Consider the following 19,715-nt stretch of genomic DNA (forward strand, 5'->3'; position numbering starts at 1 on the left):
TGTTAGGCCTTGGCGACACTCACCACCTGGCCGTCATTCAAATTCTGGTAGCCGGCCGAAATCACCTGGTCGCCGTTTTTCAGGCCGCTGGTCACTTCAATCTTGCCGTTGTAAGCGTTGCCTGTTTGGATGATGCGCTTCTTGGCCACGGCCTTGCCGCCTTCCTGGCCCACCACGTACACGTAGCTGTTCTGCTCGTCCTTCTGCACCAGGTCCACGGGGATGACGGTGGCGTTCTGGCGGTCGTAGTTCTGGATGCGCACCGTGGCCACCATGTTGGGGCGCAGGTCGGCGGCTTTGCTGCCTTTCAGGCGCAGCTCCACCGTGAAGGTGCGGCTGGTGGCGTTGATGCTGCGGCTCACCACGCGCACCGTGGCGGGGATTTCCTCACCGCCCAGGTCCGGAATGGTTACCACGGCGTTGTCGCCGGCCTTGATGCTGTTGCCGTAGGCTTCCGACACATCGGCCAGGATTTTACCACCCGAGCCGCTGGTCAGGCGCACCACCGGCGAGCCGGGAGCGGCGATTTCGCCCAGCTTGGGCAACACTTCATCCACGGTGCCGCTGAAGGGTGCCATCACATTGTATAGGGAGCGCTGCTGATTGAGGGTGGCCAGGTTGCGCTGCAGGGCCTCGTAGTTATTCTTGGCTTGCAGGTACTGAATTTCGGTGCCAATCTGCTGTTTCCACAGGCCAGCTTGCTTCTCATACACGGTGCGGGCCAGGTCCATGCGAGTGCGCAGCTCGGCAATGTTGGCATCGAGGATGCTGGCATCGATGGTGGCCAGCACCTGGCCTTTGCCCACCCGGTCGCCGCGCTGCACGCGGATGCTGGTGAGCGAGCCGGCGGCGCGGGCGCCCACGGTGGCGTTCTGGTCAAAATCGACGCGGCCTTGCACCTCCAAGTAGCTCTTGAAGCTCTCGGGCTGCACGTTCAGCACCGACACGGGCGTGATGTTGGCTGCGGCGGCTTCGGCCCCGGCGCCGGTTTTGGTCTCCAGCTCGGCAATTTTGGCCTGCGTGGCGGCCTGCTCTTTTTTCAGCTTGGCCAGCTCGGCTTTGGGGTCTTTGCTTTCACCGCCGCAGGAGGCCAGCAGCAGGGTGCTGGCGAGGAATAGCGCGGCGGGTTGGGTTGGGTTGAAACGCATGGGTAAGCAGGTATTTCGGTGTTTTAAAAGAGAAGCGGGCTAAGCCCAGCGTTATTTTTTCACTTGGTTGTACAGCTCGCCAGTAGCCTTGTCGCGGTCGACTTTGGCCACCAGCACGTCGTACACGGCGCCGTAGTAGTTGGTCTGGGCCGAGCGCAGGTCGGTTTCGGCGGTAATCACCTCCAGGTTGGAGCCCACGCCAGCATTGAACTTGATGCGCGTCACGCGGGCCACGTCGGTGGCCAGGTCGAGGTTGGCCTTCTGGTTGTCCAGCACGTCCAGCGCGTTCACCAACGTGGTGCGGCTCTGGGCGTCCTGCAGGTCGATGCTCTGCTTCAGCGTCTCAAACCCGCGCTCCAACGTCTGCTGCTGAATGCGGCTTTGCTGCACCAGGTACTTGCGGCGGAAGCCGTCGAACACGGGCACCTGCAACGTCAGGCCCACGTTACCGAAGCCAAACCAATTCTGGTTGGGAAAGCCGTTGCCGCTACGCGAATCCGGCCCACGGAAGGCAAACAGGTCGCTCATCGTCTTGGCCGAGCCGGTGAAGCCGTAGGCACCGGTCAGCAGCAGGCGCGGATAGGCACCGGCCTGGCGGTTGCGTAGGTCGAGGCCGGCCAGGGCCTGCTGGGTTTCCAAGGTCGAAAACTCGATGCGGTTGTTATAGTTAAAGGCGCCGAGGGCGGCCGGGGCCAAGCCGCCCGCGAGAGCTGTTTGCTGGTCGAGGCGGCTTTGGGTAGCGGGGTCGGTACCCGTGGCGGGGGCAGGGGCGGTGGGCACATTGCCCGCGCCGGCCCCGCCGACACTGAAGCTGGCCACGCCGAGGCGCTGGCGCAGGGCGCCGGCGTCCACCACGGCCGCGCTGAGCGAATCCGTCAGCTGCACAGCCTGTTGCTGCGGCAGGCCCATCTGAAATTTCAGCAACGCCACGCTCAGCTCGGTGAGGCGCTGGGCTTTCTGCTGCTCCACCACCAGGTTGTTGCGCTGCACGCGCAGCCGGTCCACGTCGAGCTTCTCGGCAAAACCGGCCTTGAAGGTCTGGTTGGTCTGGTAGAGCACCGTGTCGAGGCGCTGCACGTTGCGGGCCAGCAGCGCGAGGCGCGAGCGGGCCACCAGCGTGCTGTAGTAAGCCTTGCTCACTTGCTCCACCACGTCGATTTCGGCCTGCTGGGTTTGCTTTTTAGCCAGCTCAGTGTAAACCTTAGCGGCCTTCAGGCCAATTAAGTACGAACCATCAAACAGTAGCTGCGACACCGAGGCGCTGGCGTTGCCGGCGTACTGCAGGCCGAAGGCGAAAGCCTGCGGCGGCACCGGTTCGGAGGGCAGCGAAATGGGCTTGATGTTCACCGTCTGGCCGGCCTGCGCGGCCGCGATGTCGGCCGCCGTCAGCGGCGTAGCCGACGAGCCACCGCCTAGGGCGCCGAAGTCAACCAGCGACTTTTGCAGCTTCAGGTTGTCGGTGACCGTAGCGCCTACATTCACCTGCGGCAGGCCGGCGCTCTTGATTTCGCCCACGCGGGCGGCCGCCGTGGCCTCGCCCAAACGGGTGGCCAGCAAGGTCGACTTATTCTGAATGGCGTAGCTCACGGCCTGTTGCAGGCTCAGCGGCATGGTGCCCGTGGTGGGCGGGGCCGCCGGCATCGCCGCGGGCGAAGACTGGGCAAGCAGCGCCTGCGGCACGGCCGCGCTCAGGGCAGCCGCCAGCAGGAATCTGGTTGGAAACAGCATGTTCATAAACAGCTAAAAAAGAAACGGGTAAGCAGAGAAAGGTTATTCAGCCTCGGTGATGTGCCGGTACTCGTTGATGAGCTTGTGCCCCTTGAGGGTGGCCACGCCCAACAGGAAATGCTCGTCGAACACCCGGTTCACGCGCACCGGACTGAACTGTGAGGACGGGTACAGCTCGGAGTCGAAGGCCAGCTCAATCTGGGCCAGGTTGAGGCGGGCCAGCACCTCCACGTCGAGGTCGGGCCGGAACAGGCCCTCGGCCATGCCCCGGCGCAGGTTCTGGATTATCTGGGCCAGGATGAAGGTGTTTTTGTGGGCCCGAAACAGCTCCCAGGCCGCCGGGTGGTACTTCTTCATGTCGTTGAAGATGCTGGGGTGGATGTCGGCAAACTGCTCGTCGGCCCACTTGGCCAGCATCAGCATTTCCTCGATGGCGTTGGTCGCTTTGCTGGCTACGCCGGCGCATTCACCTTGCACCCCGTTCAGGTGGTTGGTAATGCCGGCCATCACAATCTGGTCCTTGTTTTCGAACCATTTGTAAAGGGTCTTTTTCGACATGGCCATATCGGCGGCGATGTCGTCCATGCTCACGCTTTTGATGCCGTTACGCAGGAAAAGCTTTTGGGCGTGGTTCAGGATTCGGTCTTTGATTTCCATAATTGACGCCGCAAAGATACAATGGAAACTTTCAATGTACCCAAAGTTTCCAACGCATTTTTACGGTCTGCAACCAGTGCAAGGCCTTTTTGCGCAGGTCAAGACGCAGATGCCCCGCGTTTACTTTAGCCCGAGCCGAAAAAAAGTGCGCGGCTGGCTGCATAGACAACTAATTTAGTTGGCAATGCAAAGCTAATATATTTAGCTTAATAGCATAAGTAAATGACATTATTTATTTGTGAAGCTGCCCCGGCGCGCTTGTGCAACAGAAGTGCTGGATGCGGGTACTTTTGCGCCGGGCCGCGGTGGCCCGTTTGCATTTGCTGCTTATGAAAATCCGGACCGGCTTCGGCTACGACGTTCACCAACTGCAGGAGGGCCTGCCCTTCTGGCTGGGCGGCATTGAGGTGCCCCACACCCACGGCGCCCTCGGCCACTCCGACGCCGATGTGCTCATCCACGTCATCTGCGACGCGCTGCTGGGCGCCGCTAACCTGCGCGACATCGGTTTCCACTTCCCCGACACCGACCCGCAGTACAAGGGCATCGACTCGAAGAAGCTGCTGGCGGGCGTGATGCGCCTGTTGCGCGAACGTGGCTACGAGGTGGGCAACGTGGATTCGACCATCTGCCTGGAGCGCCCCAAAATCAACCCGCACATCCCGGAAATGCAGCGCGTGCTGGCGGCCGTGATGGGCGTGGCCGAAGAAGATATTTCCATCAAAGCAACCACCACCGAAAAACTGGGTTTTGTGGGCCGGCAGGAAGGAGTGGCGGCCTACGCCAGCGTGCTGATTGTGAAATCGTAGTTTAAACTCCGTAACTGAAAAATGCCGTCATGCAGAGCGCAGCGAAGCATCTCGCGTGCAGCTGTAAATCAATCGAAAGAATTTAGTGGCGGCACGCGAGATGCTTCGCTGCGCTCTGCATGACGGCCTTTAAAACTCATTCCCACCACAACTTATAAGATGAAGCAAACCCCTCTCCTGCTGGCCTTTCTGGCCCTGGCCAGCGCTGCCCCGGCCTATGCGCAGGGCAAGGTCAAAGTGAAGACCAAAGGCGGCGTGACGGCGCCCGCCAAAACCAAAATCAAAGACGATAAAGCCGCTCCCGCCACGCAGCCCGTGGCCGAGGACTGGAGCGTGAAATACGCCGACCTCGTGAATGCCGAACGCCTACGCAAGCACCTGGGCGTGCTGGCCTCCGATGAGTACGAGGGCCGCGAAACGGGCATGAAGGGCCAGCACATGGCCGCCGCCTACGTGGCCGAGCAGTTCAAAAACGCCGGCCTGACCGGCCCCGTGACCACCGGCACCGACCCTTACCTGCAACAGTTCAATGTGGAGCAGGTGAGCTGGGCCGACGGCGCCAGCCTGAAAGTGGGCAAAACCAGCTACGCTTGGCTGACGGACTTCTATGGCACCGGCGACTCGCCCTTCGCCACCGAAACCACCGTGACGCCCGTGTTCGTGGGCTACGGCATTGAGCAGCCCGGCTACTCCGACTACGCCGGTCTCGACGTAGCGGGCAAGGACCTACTCATTATGCAAGGCGAGCCCACCGGCGACGGCGGCAAAGCCTTGCTGAGTGCCGATGGGTCGCCTTCGAAATGGGGCAACGACCGCACCAAGGTGCAGCTGGCCACCCAGAAAGGTGCCCGCTCGGTATTTTTCGTGAGCTTCAACCCGACCAGCAACTTCGCCAAGCAGACGGCCCGCCTGGCGCCCTACATTAGCCGCCCGTCGGTGGCGATGATGAGCGAAGGGCAGAAACCGAGCCGCGTGCCGACGTTCGCCATTTCGCCGGCCGTGGGCCTGGCTTTGCTGGGCACCAAGGATGCGGCCATGCAGACCTACCTGGCCAAAATCAATAGCACCAAACAGCCGGTGAAATCGGATTTCAAGGTGAAGCCGATGCAGATTAAGGCCGAGCGCAAGCGCACGCCGCTGGGCACGGAAAACGCGCTGGGCTTCATTGAGGGCACCGATAAGAAAGAGGACATCATCGTGATTTCGGCCCACCACGACCACCTGGGCATTCAGGATGGCAAGGTATTCAACGGGGCCGATGACGACGGCTCAGGCACGTCGGCCATTGTGTCGATGGCCGAGGCATTTGCCCAAGCCAAGAAAGAAGGCCACGGTCCGCGTCGCAGCCTGCTCTTCCTGAGCGTGACGGGCGAGGAAAAGGGCCTGTTTGGCTCGGAGTACTACTCCAAGCACCCCATTTTCCCGCTGGCCCAAACCGAGGCCGACCTGAACGTGGACATGATAGGCCGCACCGACGTGGAGCACGAGGGCAAGCCCGACTACGTATACGTTATCGGCTCCGACAAGCTGGCGTCGGAGCTGAAGGTGATTCTGGAAGCCGAGAACAAGCAGTACAGCAACCTCGACCTGGATTACCGCTTCGACGACCCGGCCGACCCGAACCGCTTTTACTACCGCTCCGACCACTACAACTTCGCGGTGAACAAGGTACCGGTGGCCTTCTTCTTCAATGGCGTGCACGCCGACTACCACAAGGAAACCGACGAAATCAGCAAAATCGAGTTTCCGAAGATGGAGAAGCGCGCCAAGCTGGTGTTTCACCTGGCCTGGGAGCTGGCCAACCGCGACGGGCGCATTGTGGTTGATTCGAACAAACCGTAGTTAGCGCCTCATGGTGTGAACGTTTAGAACGTCATGCCGAGCGCAGCCGAAGCATCTCTACCGCGCCGTTTGTCATGCTGACGAAGGAAGCATCTTATCACCGCAGGACGACAGTCGTTCTTACTTGATAAGGTCCTTCGCTTTGCTCAGGATGACAGACGGCGCGGTAGAGATGCTTCGGCTGCGCTCTGCATGACGTTCTCTGTTAATTTCAAGTACTGAACTATCCGGGTGAAGCCCATTTCACCTGCCCGACCGCATGAAAGTAAAAGCCGACCAGTTCCAGCTCGATTCCGAAGCCAAAGCCTTCGACCGCGAGCACCGCCGCAAAATCCGCTTCAATATCGGCAAGTACGACGCGGCCGTGAGCGCCGGCATGAAGCTGTATGAGCAGCACGAGCTGGCCCGCGACCGGGGCGCCTACCTCAAGGCCACCGTGCTGGAAAAGCTGGACGAGTACCTGCTGCAGTTCGAAACCGCTTTCACGGCCCGCGGCGGCCGCGTGATATGGGCGCGCGACGCGGCCGAGGCCCTGGCCGAAATTGGCAAGCTGACGGCGGCGCGCCACACCAAAACGGTGGTGAAGGCCAAGAGCATGACCACCGAGGAAATTCACCTGAACAAGTACCTCGCTACTCAAGGCATTGAGTCGGTGGAGACGGACCTGGGCGAATACATAGTGCAGCTGAATGGGGAGCGGCCCTACCACATTGTGACGCCGGCCATGCACCTGAGCAAGGCCGACATCGCCGACATCTTCGTGAAGCACCTCGGCATCGAGCCCACCGACGACGCGCAAAAGCTGGTGCTCACGGCCCGGCATTTGCTGCGCAACAAGTACACCAGCGCCGAAGTGGGCGTGACGGGCGGCAACTTCCTCATTGCGAAAGAAGGCGCCATTGCCGTGACCGAGAACGAGGGCAACGCTCGCCTCTCGGCCACTTTCCCGAAGCTGCACATTGCGGTGGTGGGCATTGAGAAAGTGATTCCGCAGCTCACCGACTTGGACTTGTTTTGGCCCTTGCTGAGCACCAGCGGCACGGGGCAGCAGGTCACAGTTTATAATACTGTGTATTTCGGACCGCGCCAGGCCCACGAGGTGGACGGGCCCGAAGAAATGGTGGTTATCCTGCTCGACAACGGCCGCACCAACCTGCTGGCCCAACCCGACAAGCGCGCCGCTCTGCGCTGCATCCGCTGCGGCGCCTGCCTCAACGTGTGCCCGGTGTACAAGAACATCGGCGGGCACACCTACGAAACCACCTATTCCGGCCCCATCGGCTCGGTCATCAGCCCGCACCTGAGCGGCTTGCCCGAGCACAAGCACCTGAGCTACGCCAGCAGCCTGTGTGGCGCCTGCACCTCGGTGTGCCCCGTGCGCATTCCGCTGCACAATCTGTTGCTGCTCAACCGCAAGCAGAGCGTGGAGGAAGGCTACGCGCCCACCGAAGAAAAGCTCGCCATTGGCCTGTGGAAGTGGAGCATGCAGCACCGCTGGGCGCTCGATATTCTGCCCGCCAAGGTGAAGGACTGGAGCCTGGGCCGCCTGCTGGGTCAGGTGGGCTGGAGCAAGCGCCGCGAGGCCCTGCACATCGGCGGGCCCTCGTTCCGGGAGCTGTGGCAGCAGCGGCAGCCCCCGCGCTAGGCCAGGTAATCCGCTGAATGGTCGGCGGTTTGAGGCACTTGTCCGTATCAGGGTTTTTGCTTCAGTATGTCGGACTTCCTGTTTGGAGCTTTGCGCGTGGTGACGGCGCTGGGCGGCGCGATGCTCGTTATCACCACGTTATCGGCGGCTATTCGCTCGTTTGTGCTGCCGCGCAATGAGGTGGTGCGGCTGAACGTGTGGGTGTTCATGGGCATCAGGGTGGTGTTCGACCTGGCCGCCAAGCTGGCCAATTCCTACGAGCGACGCGACAAAATCATGGCCCACTACGCCCCGGTGGCCCTGGTGGCTTTGCCCGTGGTGTGGGAAGCGCTGGTGAGCTTCGGCTACACCGGCATGTACTGGGCCGTGGGCGAAGGCAGTTGGCTGCACTGCTACCAGCTGAGTGGCAGCTCCTTGCTCACGCTGGGCACCATTGATGACTTCAGCGTGGTGGGCGGCATCCTTACTTATTCCGAAGCCACGCTGGGGCTGCTGCTGCTCACGCTGCTTCTTTCTTACCTGCCTACCATTTACCAGGCTTTTGCCCGGCGCGAAACCACCGTGGCCCTGCTCGAACTGCGGGCCGGCACGCCGCCCACCGCCGCCTGCCTGCTGGGTTGGCTCAACCACGACGGCTCAGTGCAGAACGACGACGCGCAGTGGGCTGCCTGGGAGCAATGGTTTGTCGAGATTGAGGAAAGCCACACCTCGCTGCCCATCCTCTCGTTTTTCCGCTCGCCGCAGCCGGGCCGCTCCTGGGTGACGGCCGGCGGGCTGATTCTGGACGCGGCCGCGCTGCTCTTCGCCGCCGTCGACGTTCCCCGGCCCCGGCAGGCCGAAACCACCTTCAAAGCCGGCTGCTTGGCCCTGAACCGGGTATACCGTTTCTTTAACGCCAAAGCCGGCGCCGAACCCAGCAGCTTGCTGCCCGCCGACAATGATGAGGCCCCCCACCGCGCCGACTTCGACGAGGCCTGCCAGCTGCTGGCCGACAAGGGCCTGCGCCTGTGCGAAGACCGGGCGGCGGCCTGGGCGCAATACCAGGAACTGCGCAGCCGCTATCAGCCGGCGCTGGAATTCCTGAGCCGCATTATGATGGCGCCGGCGCGTCAGTCGGCGGTTTAGGGGCGGGCAGCTAAGGCGCTAACCGGCACAGAAATAGCGGGTCCGCGTGCGTTGCTAAAGTTCGCAATATGTACGAACTTTGTTACCTCTCTGCCTCTACCCCCGGCATTTTAATGAGAGGCTGTTTTGGCTGCGCCATCCTCGGGCGCGGCCGGGGCGATGACCGGTCTTCGGGCCACCCCCCTTTCCAGACTACGGATTGGCCTTCGGGCCGGTGCGCTGGGCTCGTTTGGGCCCAGCCAATGCTTCTTTTTTGCTTTTTCCAACCCAATTCCCACATCGTTCTTATGCAGTTTTCTTTACCCGCTTTCTCTTTCCTTCGCCCCATGCGCACCTGGTGGCCGCTGCTCGGCCTGGTACTGTTGCTGGCGGCCGGACCGGCTCAGGCCGACACCGGCATTTTTGAAGGCTACGTGTTTCTCAACATCAACAACGGCGGCACGAATACCTACGACCTCAACCCTTCAACCCAGACTACCTCTTACGATTTTGTGGGTCCCAGCCTGGGCACGGTGGTGCAGGGCCAGTCCTTGGTGTTTGTGGGCGGGCAGCTCAAAACATACAAGAACAGCGGCTGCAACGTGCTGAACGCCCACCTCTACTACCGCGTGTATAGCACCAGCGGCGGCACGCCCGGCAGCTTCACGCAGGTGAACTTGCCTTTCGACACCAACCTGACGGGTGGCGACCAGCAATGGAGCCGCTTCAACAACACGGCCGATGTGGCGGCCGGTCTGGCTCCGGGCACTTACACCCTGGAAGTGTACGGCGATTCGGACTACGACCAGTGCGGCAATGGCACTCGCTATTATTCCAACAACAGCAACAACTACCAAGGCAGCTTCACCGTGACGGCTCCCGGTCCGGGCCCGCTGCCCGTGGAACTGACCACCTTCGAGGCCACCCGCCAGGGCGCCAATACTTCGCTGAAGTGGGCTACAGCTTCGGAGAAAAACAACCGGGGCTTTGAGGTGCAGGTGAGCACCAACGGGCAGGACTTCCACGCGCTGGGCTTTGTGGCCGGCGCGGGCAGCAGCACGGTGGCCCACCAATACCAGTTTGTTGATGCCGAAAAGGACAAAGCCGGCCGGCGCTACTACCGCCTGCGCCAGCAAGATGCCGACGGCAGCGCCACCTACTCGCCCGTACGCGCTGTGGCATTTGCCGAAGTGGAGGCGCTGAGCGCCGTGCCCCAGCCTTTTGCCACAGAGGTGACCATTGCCTTGCGCGCGGCGCAGGCGCAAGCCGGCGCACTGCTCACGCTCACCGACGCCGCCGGCCGCCGGGTACTCGTTAGGTCGCTCGACCTGACCGCTGGCAATAACCAGGTGCCAATCAATGATTTGGGCGCCTTGCCAGCGGGGCTATACGTGCTGCAGGTAGCGCTGACCGACCAGCCGGTGCGGCTGCGCGTGATTAAGCAATAAGCGGCCATCGGCCTGGGTGAGCTAAAGAAAGCTCCGGCGTGGCAAGCCATTTTTTTTTGGCTTGTGGGCCAATATGCCCCTATAAAACAGCAACACCTTGAAATAATGACTAATTTACGCCGCTATTGTCCTTTGTAACTTTTCGATTACCCATTTTCAATTTTCTCTTTTTCAAACACACTCACTTTCCCACCTATTTCCAAACCTCTATGCATACACATTTTCTAAGGCACCGGCTGGGTCGGTGGCTGGCAGTGACGCTTTTGGCGTTGCTGAGCGCCACTTCGGCGCACGCGCAGCTCACCGGCGCGAAGGCCATTCCGGGCGACTACACGTCCGTGGCGGCGGCCATCACCGCCCTCAACGCCGGGGGCGTGGGCGCGGGCGGCGTCACGTTCAACATCGCGGCGGGCTACACCGAAACGTTCGCCTCGCCCACGGCCGGCGCCATCACGGCGACGGGCACGGCGGCCAACCCCATCGTGTTTCAGCGGGCGGGCACGGGCGCACGGCCGGTTATCACGGCCGGCGTGGGCACCTCCACCAGCTTTGATGCCATCATCAGCCTGGCGGGGTCCGACTACGTGACGTTTGACGGGCTGGAGCTGGCCGAAAATGCGGCCAACACCACGGCCACGACGCAGATGGAATTCGGCTTTGCCCTGTTCCGCCCCTCGCCCACCGATGGCTGCCAGAACAACATCATCCGCAACTGCGTGGTGACGCTGAACAAAACCAACACGGGCACCTTCGGCATCTACGGGGCAGCTTCGGCGCCGGCTTCTTCCACGTCGGTGGCGGCCTCAGCACCCTCCGGCGCCCACTCCAACAACAAGGTGGACGGCAACATCATCACCAACACGGCGACGGGCATGTACTTCACGGCCTCGACTTCGACGACGCAGGCCAACTACGACACGAGCAACGAAATTGGGGTGATTACCCCCAACCAAGTATACAACTTCGGCACCACGGCCACGGGCTGGGGCATTGGGGGCAACTACCAGAGCGCCTTCAAGGTGGTGAACAACGTGGTGAACAACACGCTGAACTACGCCGGCGGCACCACGTCGGCCGTGGCTGCCAGCACCGTCACCAGCACCTTGCGCGGCATCTACGGCAATGCCTGCCCCTCGGCCAACATCGACATCACGGGCAACACCGTGACCCTGGCCAGCGGCGGCACCACTTCGCTGATGACGGGCATCGACAACGGCATCGGCAGCACGCCTGCTTCGAACACGGTCAACATCACGGGCAATACCGTGACGATGACCTACGCCACGGCCACCACGGCCACCATCACGGGCATTACCAACTCGGGAGGGGCGGCCACGGTGAACATCACCGGCAACACGGTGCAGAACTCGACGGCAGCGGCTGCCACCACGGCCCCGTTCCTCGGCATCACCTCGTCGGCCGGTTCGGCCATCAACCTGAACAACAACACGGTGAGCAACAACGTCATTGCCGGCACCGGCACTATGACGCTGATTTCGTCGAGCCTGGTGGCGGCCGCTTCGCCGGTTAGCATCAGCAACAACACCATCACCAACAACAGCAAAACGCCCACCGGCACCTCATCCAGCGCCACGCTGCTGGGCATCACGCTGGGCTCGGCCCTGACCACCATCACCGGCAACACCATCACTAACAACAGCATCGTGACGGCGGGCTCCTCCACCACGGCGGGCACGCTGGTGGGCATCAACAGTTCGGCTAGCTCCACGACCAGCGAGAACCTGTCGAACAACGTAGTAACAGGCCTGAGCATCAGCGGTACCAGCACGGCCACTACGCACGTGCTGCGCGGCATCCTGACGGCCTCCAACGGCTCGAGCGACGTGCAGACGCTGAACCAGAACACCATCGGCGGCTTAGCCATTGCCTCAGGCAGCGGCACAGTTACGGGCATTTCGGTGCCCAACGGCGGTGGCACGGGCAGCCTGCTCTCGCGCAACAAAATCTACGACCTGAGCGCCACCGGCGCGGCTGGCAGCGTCACGGGCCTGCTGATTTCGGCCGGCGGCACCTACGCCGTGGCCAACAACCTCATCGGCGACCTGCGGGCGCCCGCGGCCACCGGCCTGCTGGCCGTGACCGGCCTGAACGTGGCCGGCGGCACCGCCGTCAACGCCTACTTCAACACTCTCTACCTGAACGCCAGCAGCACGGGCGCCACCTTCGGCACCTCGGGCGTGTACCTGAACTCGACCACGACCACGCTGGACCTGCGCAACAACATCGTGGTGAACACGAGCACGGCTGCGGGCACGGGCGGCTACACCGTGGCCTTCCGCCGCACGAGCGGCACGGCCGGCACGGTGCCGAGCAACTACGCCACCACGTCGAACAACAACCTGTTCTACGCCGGCACGCCTTCGGCCACGAACCTGATTTACGTGGAAGGCACCACCACGGCCACCAACGCCCAGCAAACCCTGGCGGCTTATAAAGCCTTCATGGTGAACCGCGACCAGCAAGCCGTGACCGAAAACCCGCCGTTTGCCAGCACCACCGGCACGGCGAGCAACTTCCTGCACATCGCCACGGGCACGGCCACGCAGGTGGAAAGCGCCGCCCTACCCATCAGCGGCTTTACCACCGACTTCGACGGCGACACCCGCAACGCCAGCACGCCCGACATCGGGGCCGATGAGGGCGCCTTTACCCCGCTGGACCTGACGGGCCCGGTTATCACGCTCACGCCCCTGACTGCCACGGCCAGCACGGCCAACCGCACGCTGGTGGCCACCATCTCCGACCCCAGCGGCGTTTCGACCACCACGGCACCGCGGCTGTTCTACCGTAAAGGCACCAGCGGAACGTTCACCTCGGCGCTGGCCACCAGCACCAGCGGCAGCTCCTACACCTTCACGCTTGACTACGCCGCACTGGGCGGGGTAACCGCCGGCGACGTCATTCAATACTACGTGGTGGCGCAGGACGTGCCGGGCAACGTGTCGTCGAACCCCTCGGGGGGCACCTACTCCACCAACCCGGGGTCGGTGTACCAATACACCATCCTGCAGGGCCTGAGCGGCGTGTACTACGTGGGCACCAGCACCTCGCCCAACCCGGCCCGCACGTACGCCACCCTGACTGCTGCGGCCAATGCTTACTCGACCAGCGGCCTGACCGGGGCGGTTACCTTCCTGCTGCTCGACAACGCCTACTCGGCCGCTACGGGCGAAACCTTTCCCGTTGCCTTCTTCAACAACCCCGACGCCAGCGCTACCAACTCGCTGCTCATTAAGCCCAACACGGGTGCTACCCCGGTAGTGACGGCGGCAGGCAGCGTGCTGGTGCTGGCCAGCACCCGCTACGTGACCATCGACGGCTCGAACACGGCCAACGGCACCACGCGAGACCTGACGCTAACCAATACCACGCAGACGGCCAGCACCTACAGCCTGGGCCTGCTTTCGCAAACCGGCCAGGCCCAGGCCAACCAGTTTGCTACCATTCGCAACGTGAACGCCGTGGGCGGCGGGGCGACGACCAACGCAACCGTGGGCATTGCCATAGGCGGCGCCGACAACGACAACGTGACGCTGCAAAACAACAGCGTGCAAGGCGTGACGACCGGCATTCAGGCCTTCGGCTCGACCAACACCTCGGCAGGTGGGCTGGACAACCTGCTCATCACGGGCAACGTGGTGGGGCCGACGACGGCCGCTGCCGGGGCCAACATCAACCAGTACGGCATTGTGGTGGCCAGCGCCCTGAGCCCGGTGGTGAGCCGCAACGAGGTGCAAAACATCGTGAACCCCACCGCTTCGTTCTCCGCGAACATGACCGGCATTCTCATGCAGGACGTGCAAACCGGCGTGGTGACCCGCAACACGGTGCACAACCTGAACTACAATGGCACGAGCACCGCGAAGCTTTACGGCATCTCGACGCAAGTTTCGACGAGCAGCTTCAACACCGCCGCCACGCCCTCGGCCATCCGCTTCGACAACAACCTGGTGTATGCCCTGAACTCGACGGCCACCAGCGCCTCGTGGAACACCAGCGGCATCAACAACAACGGTGGCTACGGCGACCAATACTACTACAACACGGTGTACCTGAGCGGCCAGCTCAGCACCGGCACGGCCGGCTCGGCCGCGTTCAGCAACGGCAACGGCATCACCAGCACCGCCGCGGCTAACATTGACGTGCGCAACAACATTTTCAGCATCATCGGCGGCACGGGCGTGGCTAGCACGCCGCTCTACGCGCACTACACCACGCTGACCAGCTACACCGGCAGCACCCTGAACTACAACGACCTGTACGTGACCGTGGGCGGCACCAACGGCGTGGCCCGCATCGGCCGCATCAACGGCACCGACGCTACTACTCTGGCCGACTGGCGCACGGCCACCGGCCAGGAAGCCAACTCGGTGAGCGCCGACCCGGCCTTTGTGCAGGTGAGCACCACGCCCTACGACCTGCACCCCAGCGCCACGGCCATCAACAACGTGGCCACGCCCATTGCGGCCGTCACGGTGGACTACACGGGTGCGGCTCGTGGTACGACGCCCGACATCGGCGCCTACGAATTCACCCCCGCCACCAACGACCTGAAGCCTGCCGCACTGGTGGGCCCGAGCGCCACGGGCTGCTACGGCGCGGCCGAGCCCGTTATCGTGCAGGTGCAAAACAACGGCACTTCGGTGCTGAACTTTGCCACGGCGCCTGCTACCGTAACGGTAGTGGTGACGCTGCCGGGTGGCACTACCCAGACCTTCACGACTACCCTGAGCACCGGCACCCTGGCCGGCGGCGCCACGCAGAACATTACCCTGCCGGGCACGCTGAACATGACGGCGGTGGGCACCTACTCGTTCGCCATCACCGGCACGGTGCAGGGCGACGGCAACACCGCCAACGACAACCTAACGGCCACCCGCACGGTGGTGGGCGTGGCCACGCAGCCGCAGCTCGTCACCTTCACCGGCTTCACGGGTTCGAACCTGAGCACGGCGTTCCCGGGCTGGACGGAAGCCAGCGGCGCCACCCTGCCCGCCGGCACCACGTCGTCGTGGGTTTCCACGACAGGTGTGGGCGGCGCGAACAACACGACAGCCAAAATCAACTTGTTCAGCACGGGCAAGAACGAGTGGATTGTATCGCCCAAGTTCCTGGCCACCAACTCCACGGTGCTCACGTTTGACGCCGGCCTGACCGACTACAACGCCGCTACGGCCGACCCGGCTGGTATGACCGGCACCGACGACTTCGTGGAAGTGCGCATCTCGACGGACTGCGGCGCCACCTTCGCCCGCATCCCGGCTTTCGCGCAGTTCAACGCGGCCAACCAGCCCAGCAACGGCAGCCTGACCAACTACTCCATCAACCTGGGCGCCTACGCCGGGCAGCAAATCATCCTCGGCTTCTTCGCTTCGGAAGGCACCGTGGATGACACCCCGGACTACGACTTCCACCTCGACAACATCAACGTAAACAGCCCGCTGCCCATCGACTTGACGCCGGTGGCGCTGGTAACGCCCACCGCTACGCAGGCGTGCTACAGCAACGCCGAAACTGTGAGCGTGAGCGTGCGCAACTTCGGCACCCAGACGCTGGACTTCGCCGTGAACCCCGCCACCGTGACGGCCGTGGTGACCACGCCCAGCGGCTCGCAGACCCTGACGGGCACGGTGAGCAGCGGCACGCTGGCTCCGAACGCCTTGCAAACCGTGACGCTGACCCCTACGCTGAACATGGCGGCCGTGGGTACTTACTCGTTCGCCATCACGGCCACCGTGACCGGCGACCAGGTAACCAGCAACGACGTACTGGCCACTGTGACGCGCACTGTGGCCGCCCCGGTAGCCGGCACCGTCTCGACGCCCATCAACTCGCTCTGCATCAGCGGCACGACCACCCTGACGCTGACTGGTGCCGCCAACGGCAACATCCAGTGGCAGCAGTCGACCGACAACACGACCTTCACCGACATCAGCGGCGCCACCTCGGCTACGTTCACCACGCCGGTGCTCACCAGCACCACCTATTTCCGGGCTCAGGTGCGGTGCGGCACCCAAACCGCTACCAGCAACGTGAGCACCATCACGGTGAACAACCCGCTGGTGACGGCAACGAACACGCCGGTTAGCGTATGCTCGGGCAGTACGGCCACCCTGACGGCCACGGCCAGCACGGGAGCTAACATCCGCTTCTTCAGCACCGCCACGGGCGGCACGCCTTTGGCCACGACCACGCCCGGCACCTACACCACGCCGGCCCTCACGGCCAATACCACCTACTACGCCGAAGCCTTCACGGGCAGCCCCAGCGTGGCCGGCCTGGCCGACAACAACGCCAGCAATGGCACCTACTCGCAGTCGACTGCCACGGACTACCCCTTGGGCTTTGCCGTAACGCAGGCCGGCATACTGACTTCGGTTGATGTGTACCCGACTGCAGCCGGCGCCCTCACCATCCGGCTGTACAGCGTGAGTGGTTCGCAGCCTGCGGGCACCTCCACGGCCGTAGCCGGCAGCGACGTGACCATCACGGTGACGGCCGCGCAAGTGGGCACCCGCGTAACGGTACCGCTGAACTACGTCCTGACCCCGGGCGACTACAAGCTGTCGAACTTCGCCGGCGGCCTGGGCCGCTTCAGCACCTACTCGGGTACCTACCCGCTGAACTCGGCTGATGGCGTGCTGTCGGTGAAAGGGTCGTACACGTTCTTCAGCTCGACCTCGTATTCGAACACCACCTACAACAGCTTCTTCAACCTGACCTTCACCAACGAGTGCGCCGCTGCCACCCGCACGGCTATACAGGTGAACGTGACGGCGCCGGCCACGGCCAGCTTCCCGGCTGCTACGGCCAGCACCTGCGGCACGTCGGCCTACACCCTGGCCGGCACGGTGGGCGGCTCGGCCACAGCCGGCACCTACACTACGAGCGGCACGGGCACGTTCTCGCCCAACGCCACCACGCTTGGTGCCACCTACACGCCTTCGGCTGCTGATGTGGCCGCCGGCACCGTGACCATCACGCTGACCTCGACCGCTGTGGGCACCTGCCCCACCGCCACGGCCACCCTGGCCCTGAGCATCAGCCCCGCCCCGGTGGCTTCGTTCAGCTACCCCGCGGCTACGACCTACTGCGCAGGCAGCACCAGCACCGTAACGCCCACGCTGGGCACGGGTGCTACCGCTGGCACGTTCAGCTCGACCTCGGGCCTGAGCATTGACCCAGTTTCTGGTATCATCAACCTGGCAAACTCGACGGCTGGCACTTACACCGTGACCAACACGGTGGCGGCCAGCGGTGCTTGCGCGGCCGCTACGGCAACCGCCACGGTTACCATTGCTCCGGCTACCTCGGCGGCGTTTGCCTACGCTACGGGCACCTTCTGCGCCAGTGGCTCGAACCCCACCCCCACGGTGACGGGCACGGCGGGCGGCACGTTCAGCTCGACTACCGGCCTGAGCATTAATGCCACGACGGGTGCCATCAACCTGAGCGCTTCGACCGTGGGTACCTACACCGTGACGTACACGGTGGCCGGCGCCTGCGGCACTTCGGCCACGGCTTCGGTGACCATCACGGCGGCTCCGGTGGCTTCGTTCAGCTACCCGACCACTACCACGTACTGCGCGGGCAGCACCAGCACGGTTTCGCCCACGCTGGGCACGGGCGCTTCGGCCGGTACGTTCTCCTCGACCACGGGCCTGACGATTGACGCCACCACGGGTGCTATCAACCTGGCTACCTCGACGGCCGGCACCTACACCGTGACCAACACCATTGCCGCCTCGGGCTCCTGCACCGCGGCCACGGCCACGGCTACGGTAACCATCGCACCGGCTACTTCGGCGGTGTTTGCTTACTCGGGCGCCACGTTCTGCGCTACGGGTACCAACCCGACGCCGACCGTGACGGGCACGGCGGGCGGCACGTTCAGCTCGACTACCGGCCTGAGCATTAATGCCACGACGGGTGCCATCAACCTGAGCGCCTCCACGCCCGGCACTTACACTGTGACGTACACGGTAACGGGCGGTTGTGGCAGCAGCAGCACCCAATCGGTGACCATTACTTCGGGTCAGGTGGCCACCTTCAGCTACGGCACCACGCCCACGTTCTGCGTGAGCGGCACCACGGCCCCGGCCGTCGTGCTGGGCACGGGCGCCACGGCCGGCACGTTCTCGTCGACCACGGGCCTGACCATTAATGCCACCACGGGCGCCATCACGCTCTCGTCCTCGACGCCGGGCACCTACACGGTGACCAACACCGTAGCTGCCTCGGGCGGCTGCGCCGCCGCAACGGCCACCACGACAGTGACCATCACGGCGGCTCCGGTGGCCACGTTCAGCTACGCCACTTCGGCCGGCTGCGTGGGCAGCACCAGCGCCGTGACGCCCACACTGGGCACGGGCGCTTCGGCTGGCACGTTCAGCTCGACCACGGGCCTGACGATTAACGCCACCACGGGTGCCATCAACCTGGCTACCTCGACGGCCGGTACCTACACCGTGACCAACACGGTGGCCGCTGCTGGCGGCTGTGCGGCGGCTACGGCCACGGCCACCTTCACGGTGAACCCGCGCCCGGCCACGCCCACCATCACCCCGGCCTACAACGGCTCGACCACCACGCTCACCTCGAGCGCGGCCACGGGCAACCAGTGGTACCTGGGCCCGAACCAAGTGCCCGGTGCCACCGGCCAGACCCTGGTGCTCACCGGCCTGCCGGCTCAGCTGGGCTCGTACACCGTGACGACGACCAACGCCAACGGCTGCGTGTCGCTGCCTTCTGCTCCGCTCGTGGTGACGTCGGCTAAGAACGGCATTGCCGGGGCCAGCCTGCGTCTCTACCCCAACCCCACCCCGAACGGCCAGGTGACCCTGGAGCTCACCGGCTACCGCCTGGCTACTCAACTCACGGTGCTGGACGCCCTGGGCCGCGTGGTGGCGAGCGAGCTGCTGCCGGCTAACGCAGGCACCGCTACCCACGCCCTCGACCTGACGGGCATGGCCACGGGTGTGTACATGCTGCGCCTGAGCAACACCGACGGCGTGGAAACCCGCCGACTGGTGCGCGAGTAACCACTCGGGTTTGCGAATTGAAAATCCCCGCCGGCGTTACCGGCGGGGATTTTTGCTTTTTGGCCTGCCACCTCGCGGCATTGACCCATCCATATAGCTTTCGGCGCCGCCACTGTCTGCGAAGGGCGAACGTGCCCCGGCCAGGCCGGCGGCCTCTGTGCTCGCGTTCCGACCGGTACCAAATGCAGAAAAACCGAATGGCAGAAGCACGGCGAATAACGAAGCATGGCGCGTTTCAAACCAGGACGTTGCCGCAGAAAATCAGACGTTTT

At 63.6% G+C, this 19,715-nt stretch carries 9 protein-coding genes; 6 read left to right on the top strand and 3 right to left on the bottom strand.

What is annotated here, in order from left to right:
* Positions 1–2: 2 nt before the first annotated feature.
* Genes I2I01_RS14030 through I2I01_RS14040 form a run of 3 tightly spaced genes read right to left on the bottom strand, consistent with a single transcriptional unit; the run spans position 3 to position 3,533 of the window.
* A complete protein-coding gene (locus I2I01_RS14030; protein WP_196287109.1) occupies positions 3–1,148 on the bottom strand; it encodes an efflux RND transporter periplasmic adaptor subunit in 1,146 nt (381 codons plus the stop codon).
* A 51-nt stretch (positions 1,149–1,199) separates the two neighbouring features.
* Positions 1,200–2,882, bottom strand: coding sequence for a TolC family protein (locus tag I2I01_RS14035; protein WP_196287110.1), 1,683 nt, complete (start codon positions 2,880–2,882; stop codon positions 1,200–1,202).
* Positions 2,883–2,918: 36 nt separating this feature from the next.
* Positions 2,919–3,533: a TetR/AcrR family transcriptional regulator gene (locus I2I01_RS14040; protein WP_196287111.1), complete on the bottom strand. Its 615-nt coding sequence runs from the start codon at positions 3,531–3,533 to the stop codon at positions 2,919–2,921.
* 329 nt (positions 3,534–3,862) lie between these two features.
* On the opposite strand from I2I01_RS14040, the gene ispF reads away from it, so the two are divergent.
* The 6 genes from ispF to I2I01_RS14070 all read left to right on the top strand — a co-directional run bounded on the left by ispF (position 3,863) and on the right by I2I01_RS14070 (position 19,443).
* Complete coding sequence (ispF, locus tag I2I01_RS14045; protein ID WP_196287112.1) at positions 3,863–4,342, top strand: 2-C-methyl-D-erythritol 2,4-cyclodiphosphate synthase; 480 nt, start codon at positions 3,863–3,865, stop codon at positions 4,340–4,342.
* Positions 4,343–4,501: 159 nt separating this feature from the next.
* A complete protein-coding gene (locus tag I2I01_RS14050; protein WP_196287113.1) occupies positions 4,502–6,184 on the top strand; it encodes a M28 family peptidase in 1,683 nt (560 codons plus the stop codon).
* Positions 6,185–6,443: 259 nt separating this feature from the next.
* The gene (locus I2I01_RS14055) at positions 6,444–7,829 is read left to right on the top strand and encodes a LutB/LldF family L-lactate oxidation iron-sulfur protein (protein WP_196287114.1); all 1,386 of its coding nucleotides are present in this window, start codon (positions 6,444–6,446) and stop codon (positions 7,827–7,829) included.
* A gap of 66 nt (positions 7,830–7,895) precedes the next feature.
* Positions 7,896–8,954, top strand: a complete 1,059-nt coding sequence (locus I2I01_RS14060; RefSeq protein ID WP_196287115.1) for a hypothetical protein — start codon at positions 7,896–7,898, stop codon at positions 8,952–8,954.
* A gap of 326 nt (positions 8,955–9,280) precedes the next feature.
* The gene (locus I2I01_RS14065; RefSeq protein WP_196287116.1) at positions 9,281–10,381 is read left to right on the top strand and encodes a phage tail protein; all 1,101 of its coding nucleotides are present in this window, start codon (positions 9,281–9,283) and stop codon (positions 10,379–10,381) included.
* A gap of 209 nt (positions 10,382–10,590) precedes the next feature.
* Positions 10,591–19,443: an Ig-like domain-containing protein gene (locus I2I01_RS14070; RefSeq protein WP_196287117.1), complete on the top strand. Its 8,853-nt coding sequence runs from the start codon at positions 10,591–10,593 to the stop codon at positions 19,441–19,443.
* Positions 19,444–19,715: the final 272 nt, after the last annotated feature.

The organism is Hymenobacter properus, from assembly GCF_015694735.1.
Lineage (GTDB): Bacteria > Bacteroidota > Bacteroidia > Cytophagales > Hymenobacteraceae > Hymenobacter > Hymenobacter properus.

Bases quoted from the DNA above. Each gene is read 5' to 3' on its own strand.
- I2I01_RS14030 (WP_196287109.1), bottom strand. From the start codon at position 1,148: ATGCGTTTCAACCCAACCCAACCCGCCGCGCTATTCCTCGCCAGCACC.
- I2I01_RS14035 (WP_196287110.1), bottom strand. From the start codon at position 2,882: ATGAACATGCTGTTTCCAACCAGATTCCTGCTGGCGGCTGCCCTGAGC.
- I2I01_RS14040 (WP_196287111.1), bottom strand. From the start codon at position 3,533: ATGGAAATCAAAGACCGAATCCTGAACCACGCCCAAAAGCTTTTCCTG.
- ispF (WP_196287112.1), top strand. From the start codon at position 3,863: ATGAAAATCCGGACCGGCTTCGGCTACGACGTTCACCAACTGCAGGAG.
- I2I01_RS14050 (WP_196287113.1), top strand. From the start codon at position 4,502: ATGAAGCAAACCCCTCTCCTGCTGGCCTTTCTGGCCCTGGCCAGCGCT.
- I2I01_RS14055 (WP_196287114.1), top strand. From the start codon at position 6,444: ATGAAAGTAAAAGCCGACCAGTTCCAGCTCGATTCCGAAGCCAAAGCC.
- I2I01_RS14060 (WP_196287115.1), top strand. From the start codon at position 7,896: ATGTCGGACTTCCTGTTTGGAGCTTTGCGCGTGGTGACGGCGCTGGGC.
- I2I01_RS14065 (WP_196287116.1), top strand. From the start codon at position 9,281: ATGCGCACCTGGTGGCCGCTGCTCGGCCTGGTACTGTTGCTGGCGGCC.
- I2I01_RS14070 (WP_196287117.1), top strand. From the start codon at position 10,591: ATGCATACACATTTTCTAAGGCACCGGCTGGGTCGGTGGCTGGCAGTG.